Source organism: Pseudomonas sp. EL_65y_Pfl1_R83 (assembly GCF_963970695.1).
Lineage (GTDB): Bacteria > Pseudomonadota > Gammaproteobacteria > Pseudomonadales > Pseudomonadaceae > Aquipseudomonas > Aquipseudomonas tritici.
Window position 1 is genome coordinate 103,503 of sequence record NZ_CAXAQI010000006.1, and the last position, 22,107, is coordinate 125,609.

Sequence of the window (22,107 nt, forward strand, 5' to 3'; positions counted from 1 at the left end):
AGCAAACGATGACAGTTGTACTGGATACACTCGTCGCCGTTCGGCGCACCGCGATGGACCTGCTCGCTCGACGCGAGCATGGTCGAGTCGAGCTGACGCGTAAATTGCGTCAGCGCGGCGGGGAACCCGAGATGATCGAAACTGCCCTCGACCGTTTGACGGAAGAGGGACTGCTTTCGGAAGCCCGTTACCTCGAAAGCTTTGTCTCCTATCGAGCCCGCTCCGGCTATGGCCCTGCGCGTATTCGCGAAGAACTGAGCCAACGTGGCTTGCAGCGTGCGGATATCGATCTTGCCCTGCGTGAGTGCGGTATCAGCTGGCAGGCGCAGCTGGAAGACACCTGGCGGCGCAAGTTTTCTGGCCATCTTCCGATTGATGCCAGAGAGCGTGCGAAACAGGGACGCTTCCTGAGTTATCGCGGGTTTTCGATGGAGATGATCAGTCGCTTGTTGAGCGGTCGGGATATGGACGACTGAACGCAGTTGGTCTAGTTAACGGGCGCTGCGACGATTCGACAAGCCCGCTGACTACAACAGTGTGTAGATACCTAAGCCGCCATAAGAAAGGCCCACTATGAAAATAGTGGGCCTTTTTTTTTGCTCAAAAAATCACGCCGGCTCCGGCGCCACCCGCTGCTGAGCCTTCCCCTGAGCCTGCGCCCAGTTCTCCGGTAAATTGATGTAATCCACCAGCTCCCGTAGCCGGCCCTGGTCGCGCCCGTTGAAGTTGAACACCAGTCGCGTCAAATGGCTGAACCTTGGCTCGTCATGTTCTTCGCCGGTATACCCGTGCTGCTGGAAGTCCCCACTCAGCCGCAAGCTGGCAAACTCGCTCTGCAAATGGGCCAATGCCCGCTCACTGAGCGGATGATTCATGCGTACTACAAACTCACGTTTCAACCAGCGCGTGGAGTGGAAGTTGGCATAAAACTGGTTGATCTCTTGCACTGCCTCTTCGGCGCTGTACACCAGGCGTACCAGCTTGAGGTCGGTAGGCAGGATATAGCGGTTGGCTTCCAACTGACTGCGGATAAAATCCAGGGCACCCTGCCAAAACCCGCCGCCTGGCGCGTCCAACAGCACTACCGGTACCAGCGGGCTCTTGCCGGTCTGGATCAGGGTCAACACTTCCAACGCTTCATCCAGCGTGCCGAAACCGCCTGGGCACAACACCAATGCGTCGGCTTCCTTGACGAAGAACAGCTTGCGGGTAAAGAAGAAGTGGAAGGACAGCAGGTTCTCAGTGCCATCAATGGTCGGGTTGGCATGCTGTTCAAACGGCAGGGTGATGTTGAACCCCAGGCTGTGTTCCAGGCCGGCGCCTTCATGGGCGGCGGCCATGATGCCGCCGCCACCGCCGGTGATCACCATCAGGTCCGAGCTTGCCAGCGCCGCGCCGACTTCCCGGGCGAGGGCGTACAGCGGGCTTTCCACTGGGGTGCGTGCCGAGCCGAACACTGTCACTTTGCGGCGACCCTTGAACTGTTCGAGCGCGCGGAAGGCATGGTCCAATTCGCGGATGGCTTGGAGGGTGATCTTGGCGTTCCAGCGGTTGCGGTCGTCCTGGGCCATTCGCAGCACGGTGAGGATCATGTCGCGATACAGGGGGATATTTGGGCTGTTGGGAGCGATCAGTTGGAGTTGAGCTTCGACCTGCTGCGTGAGGTCGGCCCCGTTCTCTTCAAAATGTCGAAGCAGGCGGTCATTCGGTTCGTAAGGCATTCAACGTCTCCTTCTTGCAGGGCCCGGGTGGCCGACGAGAGGTTCGCCGGAGGCTACGACACTGCATGTGTCGCTGCTTGCCGCAGGGGGCAACCTTCTTTTGCCCTGAAAATGTTACAGAACAGCATGAACAGTGCTGTGAATAAATGGCTGGAGTGACTTGATCATGGGCCGAAAAACCCTTGGCTGGCAACCACTTATTGGTCACTCAATAGGGGGGCTTAGTTGCCTGGAAGGAGTTGGCGCGGGGGGAGTGCGCGCTGCCGGACGGCGGCGCGCGGAGGTAAAACGGCTACTTTTTCTTTTTCGCCGCAGCCGGTGCCGGGCAATCTGCTTCAACGAATTTGACCGACGCCACAGGACGGTTGGTCTTGTTCTCGGTGATTTCGTAGCGCATCACTGCACCTTTGGCCATCAGCTCGCGGTAGCCTTTGTTCAGGCACACGCTTTGGCCAAGCTGGAAGTACACAGCCTTGGGGTTGGCGCGCATCTGTTCGGCGCGGTCGGACATCACGCTCAGGTGATCGATCAGTTGCATGCCTTCAACGGTGTAGGCCACTTCCAGGGTTTTTTCGTCGATTTCCCGGGGCAGGTCCTTATTGCTCTCAGCCGCGACGCTTTGCAGCTTCCTGTTCATTTGGGCCTCCAGCAGCGAGGCCGCCTGGGCGCACACGGGCAATACCAGCGCGAGGGCGACGGATGGGGCGACAAGACGCAGCATGGAACGCAGCATGAAACTCTCCTGATTCGGTTACTGGTGCATAGACCAGCCACTGTGCTGTGCGTTCAGTGGCGCGCAATTATAGGTGAGCCCTTGCCACTACAGCCAGGCGTATCGCTGGTAAACTGCGGCCACTTAAGCCTTTCACGAGTTTCCAACGTGTCGATTTACCCGTTTCACCGGCGCATCCGATGAGCCACGCCGTCTCCCGCCTGCGTACCCAGCGTCTGGCTCGCGCCGTGCGGCCGTTCCTCAATCGTGGTTCGCGTGCCGAACGCTGCCCCGGTTGCCGGGTTATTCCGCAATACTGCCTGTGTGCCTGGCGCCCCAAAGTCGAGGCCCGATCTGCCATGTGCCTACTGATGCATGACGTGGAACCGATGAAGCCCAGCAACACCGGCTGGCTGATCGCCGACGTAATTGACGACACCACCGCATTCGCCTGGTCGCGCACTGAAGTCGATCCGGACTTGCTCACCTTGTTGGCCGATCCGCAGTGGCAGCCCTACATCGTGTTCCCCGGTGAATTTGTGACGCCCGAGCGTGTTGTCAGTGAAGTAAAGGTGGAGGAGGGCAAGCGCCCGTTGTTCATCTTGCTGGATGGCACTTGGAGTGAAGCGCGCAAGATGTTCCGTAAAAGCCCCTACCTTGAGCATTTGCCGGTACTCAGCCTGGCGCCGGAGCAACTGTCGCGCTACAAACTGCGCCGGTCCAAGCGTGATGATCATTTTTGCACCGCCGAAGTCGCCGCCCTGTGCCTCGAACTGGCCGATGACCAGGCTGCCTGCGAAGTACTCGATGCCTACCTCGACGTGTTCAGCACGCATTACCTGGCGGCCAAATTCCAGTTACCCCTGGACCCGACGGACATCGTCCATACTCGTCTTGCTCCCTATATACCCGCGGGATAGCCAGACGACGTTTGCATGATGGCACCCTCAACCCGCACGCCGCTAAAATGCCCGTGGGCGTAGTGCTTGACCCCCCAGGCTACGCTGGGCATGCTGAGCGCCGATTGGGGTGCAACCGTGAATTTTCGACGTCGTTTCAGGTGCTTTTGACGTCGAGCGTGCCCTGTGGCGACAGCTGCCTGGCTGCCGCCTTGTGTACTGGCGAGCCCTGAACCCATCAGGGCTCCCATAAAAAACAGGATCATTTAATCAATGGCCACATACGAAATCCTGATAGCCGATGACCACCCGCTGTTTCGCAGTGCGCTGCATCAAGCCGTGACCCTGGGCCTTGGCCCGGACGTGCGGCTGGTCGAAGTGGCCAGCATTGCCGAGCTGGAAGCCCGCCTTGCCGAAAAGTCCGACTGGGACTTGGTGCTGCTCGACCTGAATATGCCCGGTGCCTATGGTTTTTCCGGGCTGGTGCTGTTGCGCGGGCAATACCCGCAGATCCCCGTGGTGATGGTTTCGGCCCAGGAAGACGCCGATGTGGTGGTGCGCTCCAAGGAGTTTGGCGCCAGTGGTTTCATCCCCAAGTCCAGTGCCATGGAAGATATCCAGAAAGCCGTGCGCACCGTGCTTGACGGCGATGTGTCCTGGCCGCCGCAAGCGTTTGAAGAAATTAACGTGTCCGACGAAGCCAAGGCCGCCCGCGATGGACTGGCCAGCCTGACGCCGCAGCAGTTTCGTGTGCTGACCATGGTTTGCGAAGGTTTGTTGAACAAGCAGATTGCCTACGAGCTGAGCGTATCGGAAGCGACTATCAAGGCCCATGTCACGGCGATCTTCCGCAAGCTGGGCGTGCGTACGCGCACCCAGGCGGCATTGCTCCTACAACAACTTGAGTCAATCTCGCAGCATTAAGCGTTCAGCGGTTCACGCTTTTTTGACTTGGCGTGATCTAGTTTCCCCACTTCTTTGGTTCAGTTGCCTACGTCTATGTCGCCTTTTAAGGGTCAAACCGGTATCAAGCGTATCTTTAATGCAGGGGGCTATTCCCTGGATGGCCTGCGCGCGGCCTTCACCGGCGAGGCAGCATTCCGCCAGTTGGTGTTGCTGAACGTCATCCTGATCCCGCTGAGCTTTTTCCTGAATGTCAGCCGCGTCGAACGCGCGTTGTTGATCGCCGTGTGCCTGCTGGCCTTGATCGTCGAGCTGCTCAACTCGGCGGTTGAAGCCGCCATCGACCGCATCTCCCTGGATCGCCACCCGCTGTCGAAAAACGCCAAGGACATGGGCAGCGCTGCGCAGTTTGTCGCGCTGACCATGATCACGCTGGTGTGGGCTGTGATCCTGATCTAAGGCTTAGGCAATGCTCGGCAGCACGATCTCGTCGCTGCGCTGGACTCCAGCGGTAAAGGCCCGGCAAAGTTCCAGGAACTCGCGCATCGCTGAGGTCTGGTACTTCTGTTTATGCCAGATGAAGTAGAACTGCCGGGCCAGGTCCAGGTCCGGGGTTTCCACCGGTACCAAACTGCCACGTCGGAACGCGTCGCGCAGCGCCAGCCGCGAAATACAGCCAATCCCCAACCCTGACTCCACCGCCCGTTTGATGGCCTCAGTGTGTTCCAGCTCCAGGCGGATATTCAGCGCGCTGCGGTGATGGCGCATGGCCTGGTCAAACGTCAAGCGCGTGCCAGAGCCTTGTTCGCGCAAAATCCAGGCTTCATGAGTCAACTCTGCCATGGTCGCCACGCCACGCGTGGCCAGGTGATGCTGCGGCGCACAAAACACCACCAGCTCATCTTCCACCCAGGTTTGCACCTCGATGTCCGGGTGGCTGCAATCGCCTTCGATTAGACCCAAGTCAATTTCGTAGTGCGCGACTTGGTGCACGATATGTGCAGTGTTCTGCACATGCAGCTTCACCTGGCTCTCGGGATGTTGCTGCATGAAGCTGCCGATCAGCAGCGTGGCGAGGTAATTTCCAATGGTCAGGGTGGCGCCGACCGCCAGGGAGCCAAAACCGGACTTGCCGTTAAGCAGATCCTCGATCTCCTTGGCCTGGTCCAAAAGCGCCACGGCCTGGGGCAACAGCTGATGACCGAGGGCGTTGAGGCTCAGGCGCTTGCCCGCACGGTCGAATAATTGGCAGCTGGATTGACGCTCCAGCTCGGTGATCGAGGTGCTGGCGGCGGATTGAGATAAAGCCAGAAGGCCAGCAGCGCGGGAGACGCTTTCCTGCTGGGCGACGGCGACGAAGACTTGCAGTTGACGGAGAGTAAATCGCATATCGATATAACCGATAACCCTTATCTTAATAATCCAGTTAACAGATATTGTCGCCGCCATTAGAATGCTGTGCAATTGCGCATCTACACCTTTGGCGCAGACCCATTTCCAGGAGTCCCCCGTACATGAGCAACATGAACCACGAGCGTGTCCTCAGTGTTCATCACTGGAACGACACTCTGTTCAGCTTCAAGTGCACCCGTGATCCGGGCCTGCGCTTCGAGAACGGTCAGTTCGTGATGATCGGCCTGCAACAGCCCAACGGCCGCCCGCTCATGCGCGCTTACTCCATTGCCAGCCCGAACTGGGAAGAGCATCTGGAGTTCTTCAGTATCAAGGTGCCAGATGGCCCGCTGACTTCCCAATTGCAGCACTTGAAGGAAGGCGACGAGATCATCATCAGCAAAAAACCGACAGGCACCCTCGTGCTTGACGATTTGAAGCCGGGCAAACACCTGTACCTGCTCAGCACCGGTACCGGCCTTGCTCCGTTCATGAGCGTGATCCAGGACCCGGAAACCTACGAGCGCTTTGAAAAAGTGATCCTGTGCCACGGCGTGCGTTACGTCAACGAAGTCGCTTACCGCGAATTCATCACCGAGCACCTGCCGCAGAACGAATTCTTCGGCGAGGCCTTGCGTGACAAGTTGATCTACTACCCAACCGTAACCCGCGAGCCCTTCGAAAACGAAGGCCGCCTGACCGACCTGATGCGCAGCGGTAAGTTGTTCAGCGACATCGGCCTGCCACCGATCAACCCCGAGGACGACCGCGCCATGCTGTGCGGCAGCCCGAGCATGCTGGATGAAACCAGTGAGGTGTTGAACAGCTTCGGCCTGAAAGTGTCGCCACGCATGCGTGAGCCAGGTGATTACCTGATCGAGCGCGCGTTCGTCGAGAAGTGATGCTGGGTTAGTAAAAATACAGACCAAAAAATGCTTCCGGTTTCTTCAGCTGGCTGGAAGCACTTCCAACACACAAATCAGCCCAGCCTCGGGATAGTGCCAACGCACATCCACATCCCAGAACTGCGCGCCATACTCTCGCTCCGGCCCCGGCGTCTGATACGCCGGCCGTGGGTCCTGCGCCAGGCACTGTTCAATCAACGCCACCAGCGGCTCATCCAAGCGCTGAGCGTGGCTCTGCGCCTGATGCAGCGCAGTCTTCAGCCATTGCACGGGAATCAGCTGCGGCGCAGCGCTGGCGATCCCGTTGGTGGCCGTGTCGACAATGTCGGCATACGGCACATACGGTTTGATATCCAGTACCGGCGTGCCATCAAGCAGGTCTATCCCGGAAATCCACAATCGCCCTGGCTCGACCCTGTCCAGTTTCACCACCGACTGGCCAATACCATTGGGGCGATGAGTCGCGCGGGTAGCAAACACGCCCATGGAGGTGTTGCCACCCAAGCGCGGCGGGCGCACTTTCAGGCGTGGCTTGTCTTCCAGGGCCTGGTGGAACAGAAACAACAGCCACACATGGCTGACCTGCTCCAGGCCCTGCACCGCCTCACCCCCGTCGAACGGCGCCACCAATTCCAGCACGCCCCGCGCGGCGGGTGCCAGCTGAGGTTGGCGCGGGATCGCGAACTTCTCCTTGAAGCAGGAGCGCACGAAACCGACGGGCGAGACGTGGTAATTCATGGCTTACGCACGAACCCGCAGGGTCAGGCCCTTGAGGAAGTTGCGCAGCAACTGGTCACCGCAGGTCCGGTAGTTGGTGTGGCCGAACTTGCGGAACAGTGCGCTCAACTCAGGCTTGGACACCGGGAACTCGGCCGCCTTGAGGATGGCGTGCATGTCGTCTTCCTTCAGTTCAAAGGCCACGCGCAGCTTCTTGAGGATGATGTTGTTGGTGATCGGGGTTTCAATCGGCTGCGGCGGACGGCTTTCGTCCTTGCCGCGCTTGAAGATCACCAGGCCATCAAGGAAGTGCGCCATGACTTCATCCGGGCAGAACACGAAACCTTCTTCCTCATCTTTCTTGAGGTAGGTCAGCAGGTCTTCCTTGGTTACGTCCATGCCGCCGAGCTTGGTGATCTCGACCATCTTGTTGTCGCTGATGTCGAGCATGTAGCGCACGCTGCGCAGTACGTCATTGTGAATCATGGTGGGCAATCCTGGTTTTCAACGGTGGACACCGCCCAGGCAGGCGGTGTCGATAATAGGGGAGCGGCTTAGAACTTCTCTTTGCCGGACAGGTAACGCCATTGGCCAACCGGCACTTTGCCGATGGACACGCCGCCGATGCGGATACGACGAATGGCGATGACCTTGAGGCCAACCGCTTCGCAAAACAGCGCGATTACACCCGGCTGCGGGTTTTTCATTGCAAAGCGCAGGCGGTTTTCGTTCTGCCAGCTGGCTTTGACGGCCGGCAGTTCCTTGCCTTTGTATGTCAGGCCGTGGTTCAGGCGGTTGAGGCCGTGGGCAACCATGTCACCCTCGACTTCCACCACGTATTCCTGCTCGATCTTGGCGGCATCGGCGGTCAGCTTGCGCAGGATCTTCCAATCCTGGGTAAACACCAGAAGGCCGCTGGCCTTGGCTTGCAGGTCGGCGCTGGCGGTCAGGCGCAGGAAATGGCCCTTGAGCGGGCGCTTGCTAAAGCGGTGTTCTTCCGAGAGTGTTTCGGCGCTGATCGACGCCATGGCCGTTTCGGCATCCACGCCCACAGGGGCGTGCAGCAGGATGGTCACCGGCTCAGGCACGGTGGCCTTGGCCTCGGGGTCGAGTTCGACCGTCTGGGTGGTGACCTTGAACTGCGGCTCGTCAATCACTTCACCGTCCACCGAGACCCAGCCGCCTTCAATGAACAGCTCAGCCTCCCGACGGGAGCAACCGACCAGTTCGATTAGACGTTTGGAGAGGCGTATGGGGTCAGTCATGACAAGGGCCGTAACAAAAGGGGGCGGCTATTGTACCTGCCTGGAGCCGGTTAATCCCGGCCCTATTTCATTTAACCCTGGCGGGCCTGTTGTTGCGCCTGGCGCAAACGCAGACGCAGCAACGGATAAGGCTGGCCGAGGCCATCATGCTCCGTGCGTCCGACTACCTCGAAGCCTTGCTTGAGGTAAAAGCCCAGGGCCTGGGGGTTCTGTTCGTTTACCTCGAGTTCGTCGGCGTTCATGCGTTCAATGGCATAGCGCAGCAATTGCCGGCCAAGGCCCTGGCCGCGGCGCTGCGGGTCGATAAACAGCATTTCGACCTTGCCCGCGGCCACGCCAGCGAACCCGGTGATGCATTGGTGCGAGTCCTTGGTGCAGATCAGCATCACCGTGTCCAGATAATGGGTCAGCACCAGATGCCTCAGCCGCTCGATGTAGCTGTCCGGCAAAAAATCGTGGGTGGCCCGCACTGAGGACTCCCAGATTTCAGTCAGTTTTTGATAATCGCTGGTTTTGGGGGTATGGATAACCGAATGCTGACGCATGCCGCTGCTTCCTGCCAGTGATGGGCGATGGGCAAACGATAGACCTAAAAAAGCCCCACATCTTGATCAGATGCAGGGCTTTTGATTTTGTCGCCTATCAGTCGCGCTTTTCAGCCCACAAATCGTACTCGTCGGCGTCCGTCACGGTGCACCAGACCTTGTCACCCGGCTTCAAACCGCTGGCATCGTCGATAAACACGTTACCATCGATTTCCGGCGCATCGAAGAAGCAGCGGCCAACCGCGCCTTGCTCGTCGACTTCGTCGATCAGCACTTCGATTTCCTTGCCGATGCGCATTTGCAGGCGCGCCGAGCTGATAGCTTGCTGGTGAGCCATGAAACGCTCCCAACGGTCCTGCTTGACGTCGTCCGGCACTACGGCCAGGTCCAGCAGGTTCGCCGGGGCGCCTTCAACCGGCGAATACTGGAAGCAGCCGACGCGATCCAGTTGGGCTTCTGTCAGCCAGTCCAGCAGGTACTGGAAGTCTTCTTCGGTTTCGCCGGGGAAGCCGACGATGAAGGTCGAACGGATGATCAGCTCCGGGCAGATCTCGCGCCAGTTCTTGATGCGCGCCAGGGTCTTGTCCTCGAACGCCGGGCGCTTCATGGCCTTGAGCACTTTCGGGCTGGCGTGCTGGAACGGGATGTCCAGGTACGGCAGGATCTTGCCGGCGGCCATCAGCGGGATCAGCTCGTCCACGTGCGGGTAGGGGTAAACGTAGTGCAGGCGCACCCACACACCCAGGCTGCTCAAGGCTTCGCAGAGTTCGGTCATGCGGGTTTTGACCGGCGCGCCGTTCCAGAAACCGGTGCGGTATTTCACGTCGACGCCGTAGGCACTGGTGTCCTGGGAGATCACCAGCAGCTCTTTCACACCGGATTTGACCAGGCGCTGGGCTTCGTCCAGTACGTCACCCACCGGACGGCTGACCAGCTTGCCGCGCATCGACGGGATGATGCAGAAGCTGCAGCTGTGGTTGCAGCCTTCGGAAATCTTCAGGTACGCGTAGTGGCGCGGGGTCAGCTTGATGCCTTGCGGCGGCACCAGGTCGATCAGCGGGTTGTGGTCCTGGCGTGGCGGCACCACCTGGTGCACGGCGTTGACCACCTGCTCGTACTGCTGCGGGCCGGTCACCGCGAGCACGCTTGGGTGCACATTACGGATATTGCCTTCTTCCACACCCATGCAGCCGGTCACGATGACCTTGCCGTTTTCCTTGATCGCTTCGCCGATCACTTCCAGCGACTCTGCCTTGGCCGAGTCAATGAAGCCGCAGGTGTTGACCACCACCACGTCAGCGTCCTGGTAGGTGGACACGACGTCATAGCCTTCCATGCGCAGTTGCGTGAGGATGCGCTCGGAGTCAACCAGAGCCTTCGGGCAACCCAGGGAAACAAAGCCAACCTTGGGGTTGGCTTTTGCGATGGTGGTGGACATGTCTAACCTCGGTATTGAATGACGCTGCCGGTCGTGCACGACGAGACAACGGATGGGCACTTGAAGTGTGCCTCTGATCAAAAAGTGCGCAATTCTAGCGACGGGCAGCGCACTTGACCAGCTTTATGCAGCGAAAAGCGACGAGTGCTGCGCTATGCTTCGCGCCGTTGCGCGTAGGTAAAATCCTAAGGTCAACAAAACGTCTGTTACGAGAAGTAAAACAGCGCATGCTAGGGTCAGCTTAGAGGCGTTGTTTATAAAGACCGCAGGTCAGAAGGGCAGGAGTGGTTGATGGGTCAGGCAAGTAGTCCGGCGGCAGGTGCCGAGCATTCCACCGCAAAGCCGATTGGCATGCTGGTGGCAGCGGTCGGGGTGGTTTACGGTGATATCGGGACCAGCCCGCTCTACACCCTTAAAGAGGTGTTCAGCGGCGGCTATGGGGTTCAGGTCAACCATGACGGTGTGTTGGGGATCCTGGCGCTGATCTTCTGGTCGCTGATCTGGGTAGTCTCGATCAAATACATGCTGTTTGTGCTGCGCGCCGACAACCAGGGCGAGGGCGGCATCATGGCCCTGACTGCACTGGCGCGACGGGCGGCGGGGGAGCGCAAGAAGCTGCGCAGCTTCCTGGTGGTGTGTGGCCTGTGCGGCGCGGCGCTGTTCTACGGCGACAGCATGATCACCCCGGCGATTTCCGTGTTATCGGCGATTGAAGGCCTGGAGCTGGCGTTCGACGGCTTGGAAAAATGGGTCGTGCCCATCGCCCTTGTTGTGCTGGTGGCCTTGTTCCTGATCCAAAAGCACGGCACTGACCACATCGGCAAGCTGTTTGGGCCTGTGATGGTGACCTGGTTCCTGGTCCTGGGCGGTCTCGGTGTGTATGGCATCACCCTGCATCCTGAGGTGCTCAGTGCCATGAACCCGATGTGGGCGGTGCGATTCTTCGAGGCTCACCCGGGCATTGGCGTGGCTATCCTTGGCGCGGTGGTGCTGGCACTGACCGGCGCCGAAGCACTGTACGCCGACATGGGCCACTTCGGCCGCAAACCCATTGCCCGCGCCTGGTTCATGCTGGTGCTGCCGGCGCTGGTACTCAATTATTTCGGCCAGGGCGCGATGCTGCTGGGTGACCCGGAAGCCGCGCGTAACCCGTTCTACCTGCTGGCACCCAGCTGGGCGTTGATCCCGCTGGTGGTGTTGTCCACCCTGGCCACGGTGATTGCGTCCCAGGCAGTGATTTCCGGTGCGTTCTCGTTGACGCGCCAGGCGATCCAGTTGGGGTACATCCCGCGCATGCATATCCAGCACACCTCCAGTGCCGAGCAGGGCCAGATCTACATCGGCGCGGTGAACTGGTCGCTGATGGTGGGTGTGATCCTGCTGGTGCTGGGTTTCGAATCCTCCAACGCACTGGCGTCGGCTTACGGCGTGGCGGTAACCGGCACCATGCTGATGACCACGATCCTGGTGTCGGCGGTGATGTTGCTGCTGTGGAAATGGCCTCCGATTCTGGCCGTGCCGGTCTTGGTCTGCTGCCTGCTGGTGGACGGGCTCTACTTCGCTGCCAACGTGCCGAAGATCATCCAGGGCGGTGCCTTCCCGGTTTTGGCGGGGATTGTGTTGTTCGTGCTGATGACCACCTGGAAGCGCGGCAAACAATTGCTGGTGGAGCGCCTCGACGAAGGCGGCCTGCCATTGCCGATTTTTATCAGCAGCATTCGCGTCCAGCCGCCCCACCGGGTGCAGGGTACCGCCGTGTTTCTCACCGCACGCCCGGACGCTGTGCCCCACGCGCTGTTGCACAACCTGCTGCATAACCAGGTGTTGCATGAACAAGTGGTGTTGCTGACGGTGGTCTACGAAGACATTCCTCGCGTGCCGGCGGCACGGCGCTTCGAAGTGGATGCCTACGGCGAAGGCTTCTTCCGCGTGATCCTGCACTTTGGTTTTACCGACGAGCCGGACGTGCCCGAAGCGCTGAAGTTGTGTCACTTGGATGACCTGGATTTCAGCCCGATGCGCACCACGTACTTCCTCAGCCGCGAGACGGTGATCGCCTCTCGCATCAAGGGCATGGCGCGCTGGCGCGAGGCGTTGTTCGCGTTCATGTTGAAGAATGCCAACGGCAACCTGCGCTTCTTCAAACTCCCGGTAAACCGAGTGATCGAGCTGGGCACCCAGGTCGAAATGTAAGCTTTTGCAACGCGGGAGTCGGTAATCGGCTCCCGCTTCTCTTTCTGAACCCTGTGCAATCCAGCGTTGTCGACTAGGCTCTAAGCACTGTTGAACAGTGCCCATAGAACCCAGAAGAGGTGCGCCATGAGTCAGCTGCTCGAACCCTATACCCTGCGCCAATTAACCCTGCTCAATCGCATCGCGGTTTCGCCGATGTGCCAGTATTCGGCGGTCGACGGCCTGGCCAACGACTGGCACCTGGTGCATCTTGGTAGCCGTGCGGTCGGCGGTGCGGGGCTGATTTTTACCGAAGCCACCGCTGTCACCGCTGATGGCCGCATCACCGCCCAGGACCTGGGCTTGTGGAACGACGCGCAGATCGAACCGCTGCGACGCATCACGCGTTTTATTGCAGCCCAAGGCGCGGTGGCCGGCATTCAACTGGCTCACGCCGGGCGCAAGGCCAGCACCCATCGGCCCTGGATCGGCAAGCATGGCAGTGTCAAGGCGGAGGAGGGCGGCTGGGTGCCGGTAGGGCCCTCGCCGATTGCCTTCGACCCTCAGCACACTCAACCCACACAGTTGGATGAGGGGCAGATCCAACAAGTCATCGCCGATTTTGTCGCCGCCGCCAAGCGTGCGTTGACCGCGGGTTTTGAAGTGGTGGAAATCCACGCGGCGCATGGTTACCTGTTGCATCAATTCCTGTCGCCGATCAGCAATCAGCGTCAGGACAAGTACGGCGGATCGTTTGAAAACCGTATCCGCCTGGTGCTGCAGGTCACAGAGGCCGTGCGTGAAGCCTGGCCTCAGGAGCTGCCGTTGTTTGTGCGGGTGTCGGCCACCGACTGGGTGGAAGATGGCTGGAACCCCGACGAAACCGTGGAACTGGCGCGTCGCCTGAAAACCCTTGGCGTGGACCTGATTGACGTATCGTCCGGTGGCACGGCCGCTAATGCCGAGATCCCCACCGGCCCCGGCTACCAGACCCGTTTCGCCGAGCGGGTGCGCCAAGAGTCGGGCATGGCTACCGGCACCGTTGGCATGATCACCGAGCCGGCCCAGGCCGAGCACATCCTGCGCACCTGCCAGGCCGATATCATCTTCCTGGCACGCGAGCTGCTGCGTGACCCTTATTGGCCGCTGCATGCCGACGACGACCTGGGCGGGCGCAAGGCGATCTGGCCGGCGCAGTATCAAAGGGCGACCCATCGCGACCAGCCGATTCATGAGTCGGATCTGCGCGACTAATCCGCTGTTGGCGCTGACTGAAACCCACCCTGACCCGGTGGGTTTTTTTACGCGCGCAGGTGTCGGATATGTCTGTAGGTATTTGTTACCTAAGCAATTTATTTAAGTTAATACTCTAAAAAAATCCCACACGAGAGCAGTTTTTTTCTACGCTTAGGGTAAGCCTGATTTCTGGCCCAGGAAGTCAGTGGGTTTGCTCACTGAGGCATTGCGCTTCATGGGAGGCGGGTAATGGGCAACAGGAGTATTCGATGGATATCAGGAGAACCAGTCCATGGCCAAGTCCGATGGTGTAGCGGGTATGGTGACGTCTTTTCTGACCCGCAGGATGTCGTTGCGGGGCCGAAGGTTGAGCTCAGATGAAATGGAATTGCTGGCGCAGTACCGCGCCCTGACCGAGAGCGATCAGATGGCAATGCGCTATTTGATTGGGGCGATGAAGAGTGTGTCGCGGTTCTGAGGATCGTCGTTAAACAAGGTGGGAGCTGGCAAGCCAGCTCCCACCGGTATCAGCTGTACTTGCGCTGGTCCGGTGCCGGCGGGAAGTACTGATACAACCAGGTTTCACTCAAGGTGCGGTCCTGGGTACGGATAAACAGGCGCAGTTCCACCGGCTCTACGCTGTCGCTGGTCGGGTACCAGTCGAACAGGATGCGGTAGCCCTTGATGTTATCCAGCACCAGCACGCTGAAATCCTTGACCTGGCCATGGGAGCACGTCACCACGGGCTCAATCCCCGTGCCGGGTGGCAGGCGGTCCAGGCCACCGCCCTTGAAGTCCACGGCGAAACGGCGCGCCCACACCTCAGGGTAGTGCTCTCCCGGCGCCCAACCTTCGATAAAGCCACCCATGCCTGAGCGGGTCGCGTCTACCTGGGCCAACGGCGTGCTCACCGGTGGCAGGGCGCTCCAGTACAGCTTGTAGCCGTAGTTCAGTGATTCGCCGGCTGCCACGGGTTTTTTCGGGGTCCAGAAGGCCACGATGTTATCGAGGGTCTCGCCGGTTGTAGGAATTTCCAGCAGGTCGATGGAGCCTTCACCCCAGGCCGTAGTGGGTTCGACCCATAGGCTCGGGCGTTTGCTGTACCAGTCCACGGTGTCCTGGTAACTGGCGAACTCATGGTCGGTCTGCACCAGGCCAAAGCCTTTGGGGTCGGTGTCGGCAAACGCGTTGAACTGCAGCTTGGCCGGGTTGTTCAGCGGGCGGCAGATCCATTCGCCATTGCCGCGCCACATCGCCAGGCGGTCCGAGTCGTGGATTTGCGGGTGGATGGTGTCGCACATGCGGCGCTCATGGGTACCGCAGCTGAACATGCTGGTCATTGGCGCGATACCCAGTTGTTCGATAGCGGTACGCGCGTTGATGTGTGCATCGATCGCCATCACCACCTGGTTGGCCTGGCAGTCGATATCAAAGCGGTAGGCGCCGGTGGCGCTCGGCGAGTCGAGCAGGGCGTAGACCACGAAGCGGGTGGCGTTCTTGTCCGGGGTTTCGAACCAGAACTGCGTGAAATCAGGGAATTCCTCGCGTTTTTTCGCGTAGGTGTCGATGGCCAGGCCACGGGCGGAGAGGCCGTACTGGCCGCTGGAATCCACTGCGCGGAAGTAGCTGGCGCCGAGAAACGACAGTACATCATGGCGGCCCAGTTCTGGCGCCTTGAACAGCTTGAAGCCGGAGAAACCCAGGTCGCCGGTCAGCTGTTTGGTGTCGACCGTGGTTTTTTCATAGTTAAACAGCGAAGGGCGGAAATGCACCTCGCGAGCTTCGCGGGTATTGGGGTCGACGCTGTGCATACGCACCGGCGTCTTGAACCCCATGCCGACGTGGAAGAACTGCACGTCGAGTTGGCCGTTCAATTCCTTCCACAACGAGTGGTTGCCGTCGTAGCCGATGGCGTTGAAATTCTGCGGGGTCATGGTCCCCAGGGTGGGCGGCAGCACTTGTTTGGTGTCTTTGTAAGCGGTCCCGGCGAGTTGCTTGGCCTGGGCCTTCAGCGATTCGAAATCGAACGCCACGGCCTTGCCATCGGCGGCACGGGTCCCGGCCCAAGCCTGGGCGGCTAGCAGGCCGCTGGCCGACAAACCAGTGTAAGCCGCAATGGCCATGGACGCTTTGAGCAAATTCCTACGGTGCATAGAGACAACCTGTCGTGAGCAAATCCCGCGCCGTTCCTGGCACGTAGCGGATCAGAAATTACGGTTCGGACATGCCTTCGGCCAAACGCAACGGACATTAAACAGACGCCGGATAGCTTAAGCGGTTCGATGACGTAGGAAAATTGATTGATAGCGGGGTGATTGAGTTGCAAGTGCGACAAGACATTTCCGGCTCTGATGCCAACACAGTACTTGATCATTATGAAGATCAAATGTGTGCGGGCTTGCTCGCGAATGCGGTGTGTCAGTGACAGGATCTACCGACTGATTCACCGCATTCGCAGGGGTAAAAGCCTCAGTGCTTGAACATCACATGGCGAACTGTGGTGTAGTCCTCCAACCCGTACATGGACATGTCCTTGCCGTAGCCGGACAGTTTCTGACCGCCGTGGGGCATTTCGCTGACCAGCATGAAGTGGGTGTTCACCCAGGTGCAGCCGTACTGCAAGCGCGCGGCCAAACGATGGGCACGCCCTACATCGGCGGTCCACACGGATGACGCCAGGCCGTAATCCGAATCGTTGGCCCAGCCCAGCACTTGGGCTTCATCGGTGAACTTGGTCACCGACACCACCGGCCCGAATACCTCGCGACGCACGATTTCGTCGTCCTGCTGCGCGTCGGCCAGCACGGTCGGCTCAAAGAAGAAACCATTGCCTTCCACCGCCTTGCCGCCGGTGACCAGGCGAATGTGCGGTTGTGCCACGGCGCGTTCGACAAACCCGGCGACACGATCGCGGTGTTGCGCGGTAATCAGCGGCCCCAGTTCGGTAGCCGGATCACCCTGCAAACCGTACTTGATGCTGGCGACCGCGGCGCCCAGCTTTTCGACGAACGCATCGTAGATGTCTGCTTGCGCATAAATCCGGCATGCAGCGGTGCAATCCTGGCCGGCGTTGTAGAAGCCAAAGGTGCGAATGCCTTCCACGGCAGCATCGATATCGGCGTCGTTGAAGATGATCACCGGCGCCTTGCCGCCCAGCTCCATGTGCATGCGCTTCACGCTGTCGGCGGTGCTGGAAATGATGTTTGCACCGGTGGCGATGGAGCCGGTCAGCGAGACCATGCGCACTTTCGGATGATTCACCAGTGGACTGCCGACGGTTGGCCCACGGCCGAACACCAAGTTGAGTACACCGGCCGGGAAGATTTCAGCGGCCAGTTCGACCATGCGCAACGCGGTCAGCGGGGTTTGTTCCGACGGCTTGAGCACCACGGTATTACCGGCGGCGAGGGCCGGGGCGATTTTCCAGGCGACCATCATCAGTGGGTAGTTCCACGGTGCGATGGAGGCAATCACGCCCACCGGGTCGCGGCGGATCATCGAGGTGTGCCCGGGCAAGTACTCACCGCCGGCCGAGCCGCTCATGCAACGGCTGGCGCCGGCAAAGAAGCGGAATACGTCGGCAATCGCCGGGATTTCATCGTTCAGCGCGGCGCTGTAAGGCTTGCCGCAGTTGTCCGATTCCAGCTTGGCCAGCTCTTCGCCATGGGCTTCGATCACGTCCGCCAGCTTCAGCAGCAACAGCGAGCGATCCTTGGGCGCGGTTTGTGACCAGCCTTCAAAGGCGGCATCCGCTGCGCGCACGGCGGCGTCGACCTGGGCTTCGCTGGCTTCCTTGATCTCCACCAGTACGCGGCCGAGTGCCGGGTTGAACACGGCCTGGGCCGGGCCTTCGCCCTCTACCAGTTGGCCGTTGATCAGTAGCTTGGTCTGCATGGTTCAGCTCTCCTAAAACGAGTGTTTACCCCTGAACAAATGCGATTCAAATGTGGGAGTTGGCTTGCCTGCGATAGCGATGGATCAGCCAGCCGATTCATCAACTGACAGACCGCTATCGCAGGCAAGCCAGCTCCCACATTGACCGTGTTTCTTCAGTGGCAGGGTCTTGTCAGTTATTTACCGCCACTCCCCGCCACGCTTTCACCACCGCGCGTCAGGTAATAAGCCCCGAGAATAGGCACCATCGTCACCAGCATCACCAGCATCGCCACCACGTTTGTCACCGGCACATCGCGTGGGCGGCTGAGCTGGTTGAGCAGCCACAGCGGCAAGGTGCGCTCGTGGCCGGCGGTGAAGGTGGTGACGATGATTTCGTCGAACGACAGCGCAAACGCGAGCATGCCGCCAGCCAGCAGCGCCGAGCCGAGGTTGGGCATGATGATGTAGCGAAAGGTCTGCCAGCCGTCGGCGCCCAGGTCCATCGAGGCTTCGATCAGGCTGTGGGAGGTGCGGCGCAAGCGGGCGATGACGTTGTTGTAGACAATCACCACGCAGAACGTCGCGTGGCCGATGATAATGGTGAACATCCCCGGCTCAATGCCCAACGTCTTGAACGTCGCCAGCAGCGCGATACCGGTGATGATCCCCGGCAGCGCAATCGGCAGGATCAACATCAACGACACGCCTTGCTTGCCGAAGAACTCGCGGCGATACAACGCGGCCGACGCCAACGTGCCGAGCACCATCGCAATCAGGGTGGCGATGGCGGCGATCTGCAAGGACAGCTTGATCGACTCCAGCACGTCAGGCCGGGCGAAGGCCACGCTGAACCACTTCAAGGTAAAGCCTTGGGGCGGAAAGCTGAACGCGGCTTCTTCGGTGTTGAAGGCATAGAGGAAGATGATCATGATCGGGAAGTGCAAAAACACCAACCCGCCCCAGGCTGCGATCTTCAAACTCAAACTGGATTTTTCAGAGTGCATCGAAGGCCCCCAGGCGTTTGACGATGGACAGGTAAACCGCGATCAGCACGATGGGCACCAGCGTGAACGCTGCGGCCATGGGCATATTGCCGATGGCGCCTTGCTGGGCGTAAACCATGCCGCCGACGAAGTAACCCGGTGGGCCCACCAGTTGCGGCACGATGAAATCGCCCAGGGTCAGCGAGAACGTGAAGATGGAACCGGCGGCAATCCCCGGAATCGACAGCGGCAATATCACCTGCATAAACGTTTGGCGCGGTTTGGCCCCAAGGTCAGCCGAGGCTTGCAATAGCGACGGCGGCAAACGCTCCAGGGACGCCTGGATCGGCAGGATCATGAACGGCAGCCAGATATAAACGAAGACCATGAACCGCCCCAGGTGCGAGGTGCTCAAGGTGCTGCCGCCCACGCCGGGAATGCCCAGCACGAGCTGCAACACGGGCTCCAGCCCCAAGTGCTGCACGAACCACTGCGCCACGCCACCTTTGGCCAGTAGCAAGGTCCAGGCATATGCCTTGACGATGTAGCTGGCCCACATCGGCATCATTACCGCGACGTAGAAAAACGCTTTGGTCTTGCCCGTGGTGTAGCGCGCCATGTAATAAGCAATCGGGAACGCGATCACCGCACTGGCAATCGACACCACAATCGCCATGCTCAAGGTGCGCACAATGATGTCGAAGTTCGACGGCTGGAACAGCGCGGCGAAGTTGGTCAGGGTCAGGTCCGGCGTGACCGCCATGGTGAAGTCGTCAAACGTATAGAAACCTTGCCACAGCAGGGTCAGCAACGAACCCAGGTAGATCGCGCCGAACCAGATCAGCGGCGGCACCAGCAGCATCGCCAGGTAGAGATTGGGCTTGCGGTACAGCAGGTTGGAAAACCTGCGCATCGGTGGTTGGGTTAGGGCCAGGCTCATGTCACACCTCGCCTGCGATATCTGTCAGCGGTGTCATGGCTTCCCGCGCCCAGCGGGCGGTGATGGACTGGCCGACCTGATGGCCACTGCTGATGTCCAGCCACTGGTTGTTGGCCTGGCTGATGTTCAACGTCTGGCCGTTTTCCAGCTTCAGCTCATAGCGCGTGGCGCTGCCCTGGTACTGGATATCGTGCAGCAAACCGCTGACTTCCACGTCACCGGCACCCAGCGGGCCTTCGGCAAAACGCACGTGCTCCGGGCGGATCGAGAAGGGCTGAGGGTTGCCGCTGAGCCGCTGGGCCAGTTCGCCGCGAATCACGTTGGACGTGCCGACAAACTCGGCGACAAAGGCCGTGGCGGGCTTCATGTACAGGCTGCGCGGGGTGTCGACCTGCTCGATGCGACCCTTGTTGAACACCGCCACACGGTCAGACATCGACAGCGCTTCGGTCTGGTCGTGAGTCACGAAAATAAAGGTGATGCCGAGCTGGCGTTGCAGCTTTTTCAGCTCGCTCTGCATCTGCTCACGCAGCTTGAGGTCGAGTGCGCCCAGCGGCTCATCCAGCAGCAATACGCGTGGGCGATTGACCAGGGCGCGGGCCAGGGCGACGCGCTGACGCTGCCCACCGGAAAGCTGCACCGGCTTGCGCTCGCCATAACCGTCGAGGGCGACCATGGCCAAGGCTTCTTCGGCGCGATTGAGGCGTTCGGCCTTGCCCACGCCCTTGACCTTGAGGCCGTAGGCGACGTTGTCGCGCACATTCATATGCGGGAACAGCGCGTAGTCCTGGAACACAGTGTTTACATCGCGCTGATACGGCGGCAAGCCGGCGGCTTCCTCGCCGTGGATACGGATCGAGCCTGCGCTCGGTTGCTCGAACCCGGCGATCAGGCGCAGGCAGGTAGTCTTGCCCGAGCCGGAAGGGCCGAGCATGGAAAAGAACTCGCCGTCCTGGATATCGATGGAAACCCGGTCAACGGCTTTCACTTCGCCGAACTGACGGGAAACGTGGGTGAATTGGACTGCAAGTGTCATGGTGCGGTGCTCCAAAAAAGCATCTGTGGGAGCGGGCGTGCTCGCGAATGCGGTGTGTCAGTCAACATGTCTGTCACTGTTCAACCGCATTCGCGGGCAAGCCCGCTCCCACATTGGTTCTATGTCGTTTGGTAGAAATTACCGCCCGCCCATGATCGCAATGTAATCCTGGGTCCAGCGGCTGTACGGCACGAACTTGCCGCCTTCAGACTGCGGGGTTTTCCAGAAAGCGATCTTTTCGAACTGGTCGAACCCATTGGTCTTGCAGCCCTCGGCGCCGAGCAGTTCGCTTTCCTTGCAGGCCGCCGGCACCGCCGGCAACGAGCCGAACCACGCGGCGACATCGCCCTGGACCTTGGGCTGCAGCGACCAGTCCATCCACTTGTAGGCGCAGTTCGGGTGCTTGGCCTCGGTGTGCAGCATGGTGGTGTCCGCCCAGCCGGTGGCGCCTTCCTTGGGAATGGTCGAGGCGATCGGCTGTTTCTCGTTCTGCAAACCGTTGACCTGGTACGGCCAGGCGCTGGAGGCGACCACGCCTTCGTTCTTGAAGTCACTCATTTGCACGGTGGTGTCGTGCCAGTAGCGGTGGATCAGCGGTTGCTGGGCGCGCAACACTTCGAGCACGGCCTTGTACTGGGTTTCGGTCAGTTCATACGGGCTTTGAATACCCAGCTCTGGCTTGGTCGACTTGAGGTACAGCGCCGCATCGGCGATATAGATCGGGCCGTCATACGCCTGCACGCGGCCTTTGTTCGGCTTGCCGTCTGGCAGGTTCTGGGCGTTGAACAGCACGTTCCAGCTGGTGGGGGCGGTCTTGAATACAGTGGTGTTGTACATCAACACGTTCGGGCCCCATTGGTACGGGGTGCCGAAGGTCTGTTGGCCGACCACATACCACGGCGCATCCTTGAGGCGCGGGTCAATGTTCTTCCAGTTGGGGATCAGCGCGGTGTTGATCGGCTGCACCCGCTTGCCGACGATCAGCCGCAGCGAGGCATCGCCCGACGCGGTGACCAGGTCATACCCGCCCTTGGCCATCAGGCTGACCATTTCGTCAGAGGTGGCGGCGGTTTTCACATTCACCTTGCAGCCGGTTTCCTTCTCGAAACCTGTGACCCAGTCGTAGGCCTTGTCGCTTTCGCCACGCTCGATATAGCCGGGCCAGGCGACGATATCCAGTTGGCCTTCACCCGCGCCAACGGCCTTGAGCGGTTCGGCGGCCTGTAGGCTGGCACTGGCCAGCAGCGCGGTGGTCAGGGCACTGAGCAGTGCGGTCTTATGCGCGGACATGGGGGTTCCCTCTTCTTTAATTATGGTCGGGGCAGTAAAAGCAGTTGTACGTGTTTTTTTTTGTTTTAGCGTAGCCC

At 59.9% G+C, this 22,107-nt stretch carries 22 protein-coding genes; 8 read left to right on the forward strand and 14 right to left on the reverse strand.

Annotated elements, in window-relative coordinates; all coding sequences use genetic code 11:
* The first annotated feature begins 8 nt into the window (after window positions 1–8).
* Entirely contained in the window at window positions 9–476 is a 468-nt protein-coding gene (gene recX / locus AACY08_RS10765) for a recombination regulator RecX (protein ID WP_339418233.1), read from the forward strand.
* Between the two features lie 132 nt (window positions 477–608).
* Here recX and AACY08_RS10770 read toward each other — a convergent pair whose 3' ends face one another.
* Together AACY08_RS10770 and AACY08_RS10775 are read right to left on the reverse strand one after the other, a co-directional pair.
* Window positions 609–1,721 (reverse strand): LOG family protein, encoded by a 1,113-nt coding sequence (locus tag AACY08_RS10770; protein ID WP_339469416.1) that lies wholly within the window; start codon window positions 1,719–1,721, stop codon window positions 609–611.
* Window positions 1,722–2,013: 292 nt separating this feature from the next.
* Window positions 2,014–2,454: a PA3611 family quorum-sensing-regulated virulence factor gene (locus AACY08_RS10775; RefSeq protein ID WP_049709734.1), complete on the reverse strand. Its 441-nt coding sequence runs from the start codon at window positions 2,452–2,454 to the stop codon at window positions 2,014–2,016.
* Between the two features lie 179 nt (window positions 2,455–2,633).
* Here AACY08_RS10775 and AACY08_RS10780 point away from each other — a divergent pair, with 179 nt between their 5' ends.
* The 3 genes from AACY08_RS10780 to AACY08_RS10790 all read left to right on the forward strand — a co-directional run bounded on the left by AACY08_RS10780 (window position 2,634) and on the right by AACY08_RS10790 (window position 4,694).
* Window positions 2,634–3,353 carry a tRNA-uridine aminocarboxypropyltransferase gene (locus AACY08_RS10780; RefSeq protein ID WP_339469418.1) on the forward strand — a complete coding sequence of 240 codons (720 nt, stop codon included), beginning with the start codon at window positions 2,634–2,636 and terminating at the stop codon, window positions 3,351–3,353.
* Window positions 3,354–3,605: 252 nt separating this feature from the next.
* Window positions 3,606–4,256: a response regulator transcription factor ErdR gene (gene erdR, locus AACY08_RS10785; RefSeq protein WP_065872500.1), complete on the forward strand. Its 651-nt coding sequence runs from the start codon at window positions 3,606–3,608 to the stop codon at window positions 4,254–4,256.
* Between the two features lie 75 nt (window positions 4,257–4,331).
* Window positions 4,332–4,694, forward strand: a complete 363-nt coding sequence (locus AACY08_RS10790) for a diacylglycerol kinase (RefSeq protein ID WP_003172176.1) — start codon at window positions 4,332–4,334, stop codon at window positions 4,692–4,694.
* Window positions 4,695–4,697: 3 nt separating this feature from the next.
* Here the strand turns inward: AACY08_RS10790 and AACY08_RS10795 are convergent, their stop codons facing one another.
* Entirely contained in the window at window positions 4,698–5,624 is a 927-nt protein-coding gene (locus tag AACY08_RS10795) for a LysR family transcriptional regulator (RefSeq protein WP_339469419.1), read from the reverse strand.
* A 125-nt stretch (window positions 5,625–5,749) separates the two neighbouring features.
* On the opposite strand from AACY08_RS10795, the gene fpr reads away from it, so the two are divergent.
* Entirely contained in the window at window positions 5,750–6,529 is a 780-nt protein-coding gene (gene fpr, locus AACY08_RS10800) for a ferredoxin-NADP reductase (RefSeq protein WP_003189055.1), read from the forward strand.
* A gap of 45 nt (window positions 6,530–6,574) precedes the next feature.
* Here fpr and tsaA read toward each other — a convergent pair whose 3' ends face one another.
* The 5 genes from tsaA to rimO form a co-directional block, all read right to left on the reverse strand.
* Complete coding sequence (gene tsaA / locus AACY08_RS10805) at window positions 6,575–7,270, reverse strand: tRNA (N6-threonylcarbamoyladenosine(37)-N6)-methyltransferase TrmO (RefSeq protein ID WP_339469420.1); 696 nt, start codon at window positions 7,268–7,270, stop codon at window positions 6,575–6,577.
* Window positions 7,271–7,273: 3 nt separating this feature from the next.
* Window positions 7,274–7,735, reverse strand: a complete 462-nt coding sequence (locus AACY08_RS10810; RefSeq protein WP_049709728.1) for a YehS family protein — start codon at window positions 7,733–7,735, stop codon at window positions 7,274–7,276.
* Between the two features lie 68 nt (window positions 7,736–7,803).
* A complete protein-coding gene (locus tag AACY08_RS10815; protein WP_339469421.1) occupies window positions 7,804–8,514 on the reverse strand; it encodes an rRNA pseudouridine synthase in 711 nt (236 codons plus the stop codon).
* Window positions 8,515–8,585: 71 nt separating this feature from the next.
* Window positions 8,586–9,059, reverse strand: a complete 474-nt coding sequence (locus AACY08_RS10820) for a GNAT family N-acetyltransferase (RefSeq protein WP_339418222.1) — start codon at window positions 9,057–9,059, stop codon at window positions 8,586–8,588.
* A 97-nt stretch (window positions 9,060–9,156) separates the two neighbouring features.
* Window positions 9,157–10,497, reverse strand: a complete 1,341-nt coding sequence (gene rimO / locus AACY08_RS10825) for a 30S ribosomal protein S12 methylthiotransferase RimO (RefSeq protein WP_104903822.1) — start codon at window positions 10,495–10,497, stop codon at window positions 9,157–9,159.
* Between the two features lie 291 nt (window positions 10,498–10,788).
* On the opposite strand from rimO, the gene AACY08_RS10830 reads away from it, so the two are divergent.
* The 3 genes from AACY08_RS10830 (at window position 10,789) to AACY08_RS10840 (ending at window position 14,383) form a co-directional block, all read left to right on the forward strand.
* Entirely contained in the window at window positions 10,789–12,690 is a 1,902-nt protein-coding gene (locus AACY08_RS10830; protein ID WP_339469423.1) for a potassium transporter Kup, read from the forward strand.
* Between the two features lie 126 nt (window positions 12,691–12,816).
* Complete coding sequence (locus tag AACY08_RS10835) at window positions 12,817–13,923, forward strand: NADH:flavin oxidoreductase/NADH oxidase (protein WP_339469424.1); 1,107 nt, start codon at window positions 12,817–12,819, stop codon at window positions 13,921–13,923.
* Window positions 13,924–14,197: 274 nt separating this feature from the next.
* Entirely contained in the window at window positions 14,198–14,383 is a 186-nt protein-coding gene (locus AACY08_RS10840; RefSeq protein WP_339469425.1) for a hypothetical protein, read from the forward strand.
* A gap of 49 nt (window positions 14,384–14,432) precedes the next feature.
* Here AACY08_RS10840 and AACY08_RS10845 read toward each other — a convergent pair whose 3' ends face one another.
* The 6 genes from AACY08_RS10845 to ydcS all read right to left on the reverse strand — a co-directional run bounded on the left by AACY08_RS10845 (window position 14,433) and on the right by ydcS (window position 22,030).
* Window positions 14,433–16,058, reverse strand: a complete 1,626-nt coding sequence (locus tag AACY08_RS10845; protein WP_339469426.1) for a glucan biosynthesis protein D — start codon at window positions 16,056–16,058, stop codon at window positions 14,433–14,435.
* A gap of 316 nt (window positions 16,059–16,374) precedes the next feature.
* Entirely contained in the window at window positions 16,375–17,799 is a 1,425-nt protein-coding gene (locus AACY08_RS10850) for a gamma-aminobutyraldehyde dehydrogenase (RefSeq protein WP_339469427.1), read from the reverse strand.
* A 176-nt stretch (window positions 17,800–17,975) separates the two neighbouring features.
* The gene (locus AACY08_RS10855) at window positions 17,976–18,785 is read right to left on the reverse strand and encodes an ABC transporter permease (RefSeq protein WP_339469428.1); all 810 of its coding nucleotides are present in this window, start codon (window positions 18,783–18,785) and stop codon (window positions 17,976–17,978) included.
* A complete protein-coding gene (locus AACY08_RS10860; protein WP_339418209.1) occupies window positions 18,775–19,704 on the reverse strand; it encodes an ABC transporter permease in 930 nt (309 codons plus the stop codon). Before AACY08_RS10860 ends, AACY08_RS10855 begins: the two co-directional genes overlap by 11 nt.
* A 1-nt stretch (window position 19,705) precedes the next feature.
* Entirely contained in the window at window positions 19,706–20,740 is a 1,035-nt protein-coding gene (locus AACY08_RS10865; protein ID WP_339469429.1) for an ABC transporter ATP-binding protein, read from the reverse strand.
* A 138-nt stretch (window positions 20,741–20,878) separates the two neighbouring features.
* Window positions 20,879–22,030: a putative ABC transporter substrate-binding protein YdcS gene (ydcS, locus tag AACY08_RS10870; protein WP_339469430.1), complete on the reverse strand. Its 1,152-nt coding sequence runs from the start codon at window positions 22,028–22,030 to the stop codon at window positions 20,879–20,881.
* Between the last annotated feature and the right edge of the window lie 77 nt (window positions 22,031–22,107).

Coding starts and splice junctions, on each gene's coding strand:
- recX (WP_339418233.1), top strand. CDS start 9: ATGACAGTTGTACTGGATACACTCGTCGCCGTTCGGCGCACCGCGATG.
- AACY08_RS10770 (WP_339469416.1), bottom strand. CDS start 1,721: ATGCCTTACGAACCGAATGACCGCCTGCTTCGACATTTTGAAGAGAAC.
- AACY08_RS10775 (WP_049709734.1), bottom strand. CDS start 2,454: ATGCTGCGTTCCATGCTGCGTCTTGTCGCCCCATCCGTCGCCCTCGCG.
- AACY08_RS10780 (WP_339469418.1), top strand. CDS start 2,634: ATGAGCCACGCCGTCTCCCGCCTGCGTACCCAGCGTCTGGCTCGCGCC.
- erdR (WP_065872500.1), top strand. CDS start 3,606: ATGGCCACATACGAAATCCTGATAGCCGATGACCACCCGCTGTTTCGC.
- AACY08_RS10790 (WP_003172176.1), top strand. CDS start 4,332: ATGTCGCCTTTTAAGGGTCAAACCGGTATCAAGCGTATCTTTAATGCA.
- AACY08_RS10795 (WP_339469419.1), bottom strand. CDS start 5,624: ATGCGATTTACTCTCCGTCAACTGCAAGTCTTCGTCGCCGTCGCCCAG.
- fpr (WP_003189055.1), top strand. CDS start 5,750: ATGAGCAACATGAACCACGAGCGTGTCCTCAGTGTTCATCACTGGAAC.
- tsaA (WP_339469420.1), bottom strand. CDS start 7,270: ATGAATTACCACGTCTCGCCCGTCGGTTTCGTGCGCTCCTGCTTCAAG.
- AACY08_RS10810 (WP_049709728.1), bottom strand. CDS start 7,735: ATGATTCACAATGACGTACTGCGCAGCGTGCGCTACATGCTCGACATC.
- AACY08_RS10815 (WP_339469421.1), bottom strand. CDS start 8,514: ATGACTGACCCCATACGCCTCTCCAAACGTCTAATCGAACTGGTCGGT.
- AACY08_RS10820 (WP_339418222.1), bottom strand. CDS start 9,059: ATGCGTCAGCATTCGGTTATCCATACCCCCAAAACCAGCGATTATCAA.
- rimO (WP_104903822.1), bottom strand. CDS start 10,497: ATGTCCACCACCATCGCAAAAGCCAACCCCAAGGTTGGCTTTGTTTCC.
- AACY08_RS10830 (WP_339469423.1), top strand. CDS start 10,789: ATGGGTCAGGCAAGTAGTCCGGCGGCAGGTGCCGAGCATTCCACCGCA.
- AACY08_RS10835 (WP_339469424.1), top strand. CDS start 12,817: ATGAGTCAGCTGCTCGAACCCTATACCCTGCGCCAATTAACCCTGCTC.
- AACY08_RS10840 (WP_339469425.1), top strand. CDS start 14,198: ATGGCCAAGTCCGATGGTGTAGCGGGTATGGTGACGTCTTTTCTGACC.
- AACY08_RS10845 (WP_339469426.1), bottom strand. CDS start 16,058: ATGCACCGTAGGAATTTGCTCAAAGCGTCCATGGCCATTGCGGCTTAC.
- AACY08_RS10850 (WP_339469427.1), bottom strand. CDS start 17,799: ATGCAGACCAAGCTACTGATCAACGGCCAACTGGTAGAGGGCGAAGGC.
- AACY08_RS10855 (WP_339469428.1), bottom strand. CDS start 18,785: ATGCACTCTGAAAAATCCAGTTTGAGTTTGAAGATCGCAGCCTGGGGC.
- AACY08_RS10860 (WP_339418209.1), bottom strand. CDS start 19,704: ATGAGCCTGGCCCTAACCCAACCACCGATGCGCAGGTTTTCCAACCTG.
- AACY08_RS10865 (WP_339469429.1), bottom strand. CDS start 20,740: ATGACACTTGCAGTCCAATTCACCCACGTTTCCCGTCAGTTCGGCGAA.
- ydcS (WP_339469430.1), bottom strand. CDS start 22,030: ATGTCCGCGCATAAGACCGCACTGCTCAGTGCCCTGACCACCGCGCTG.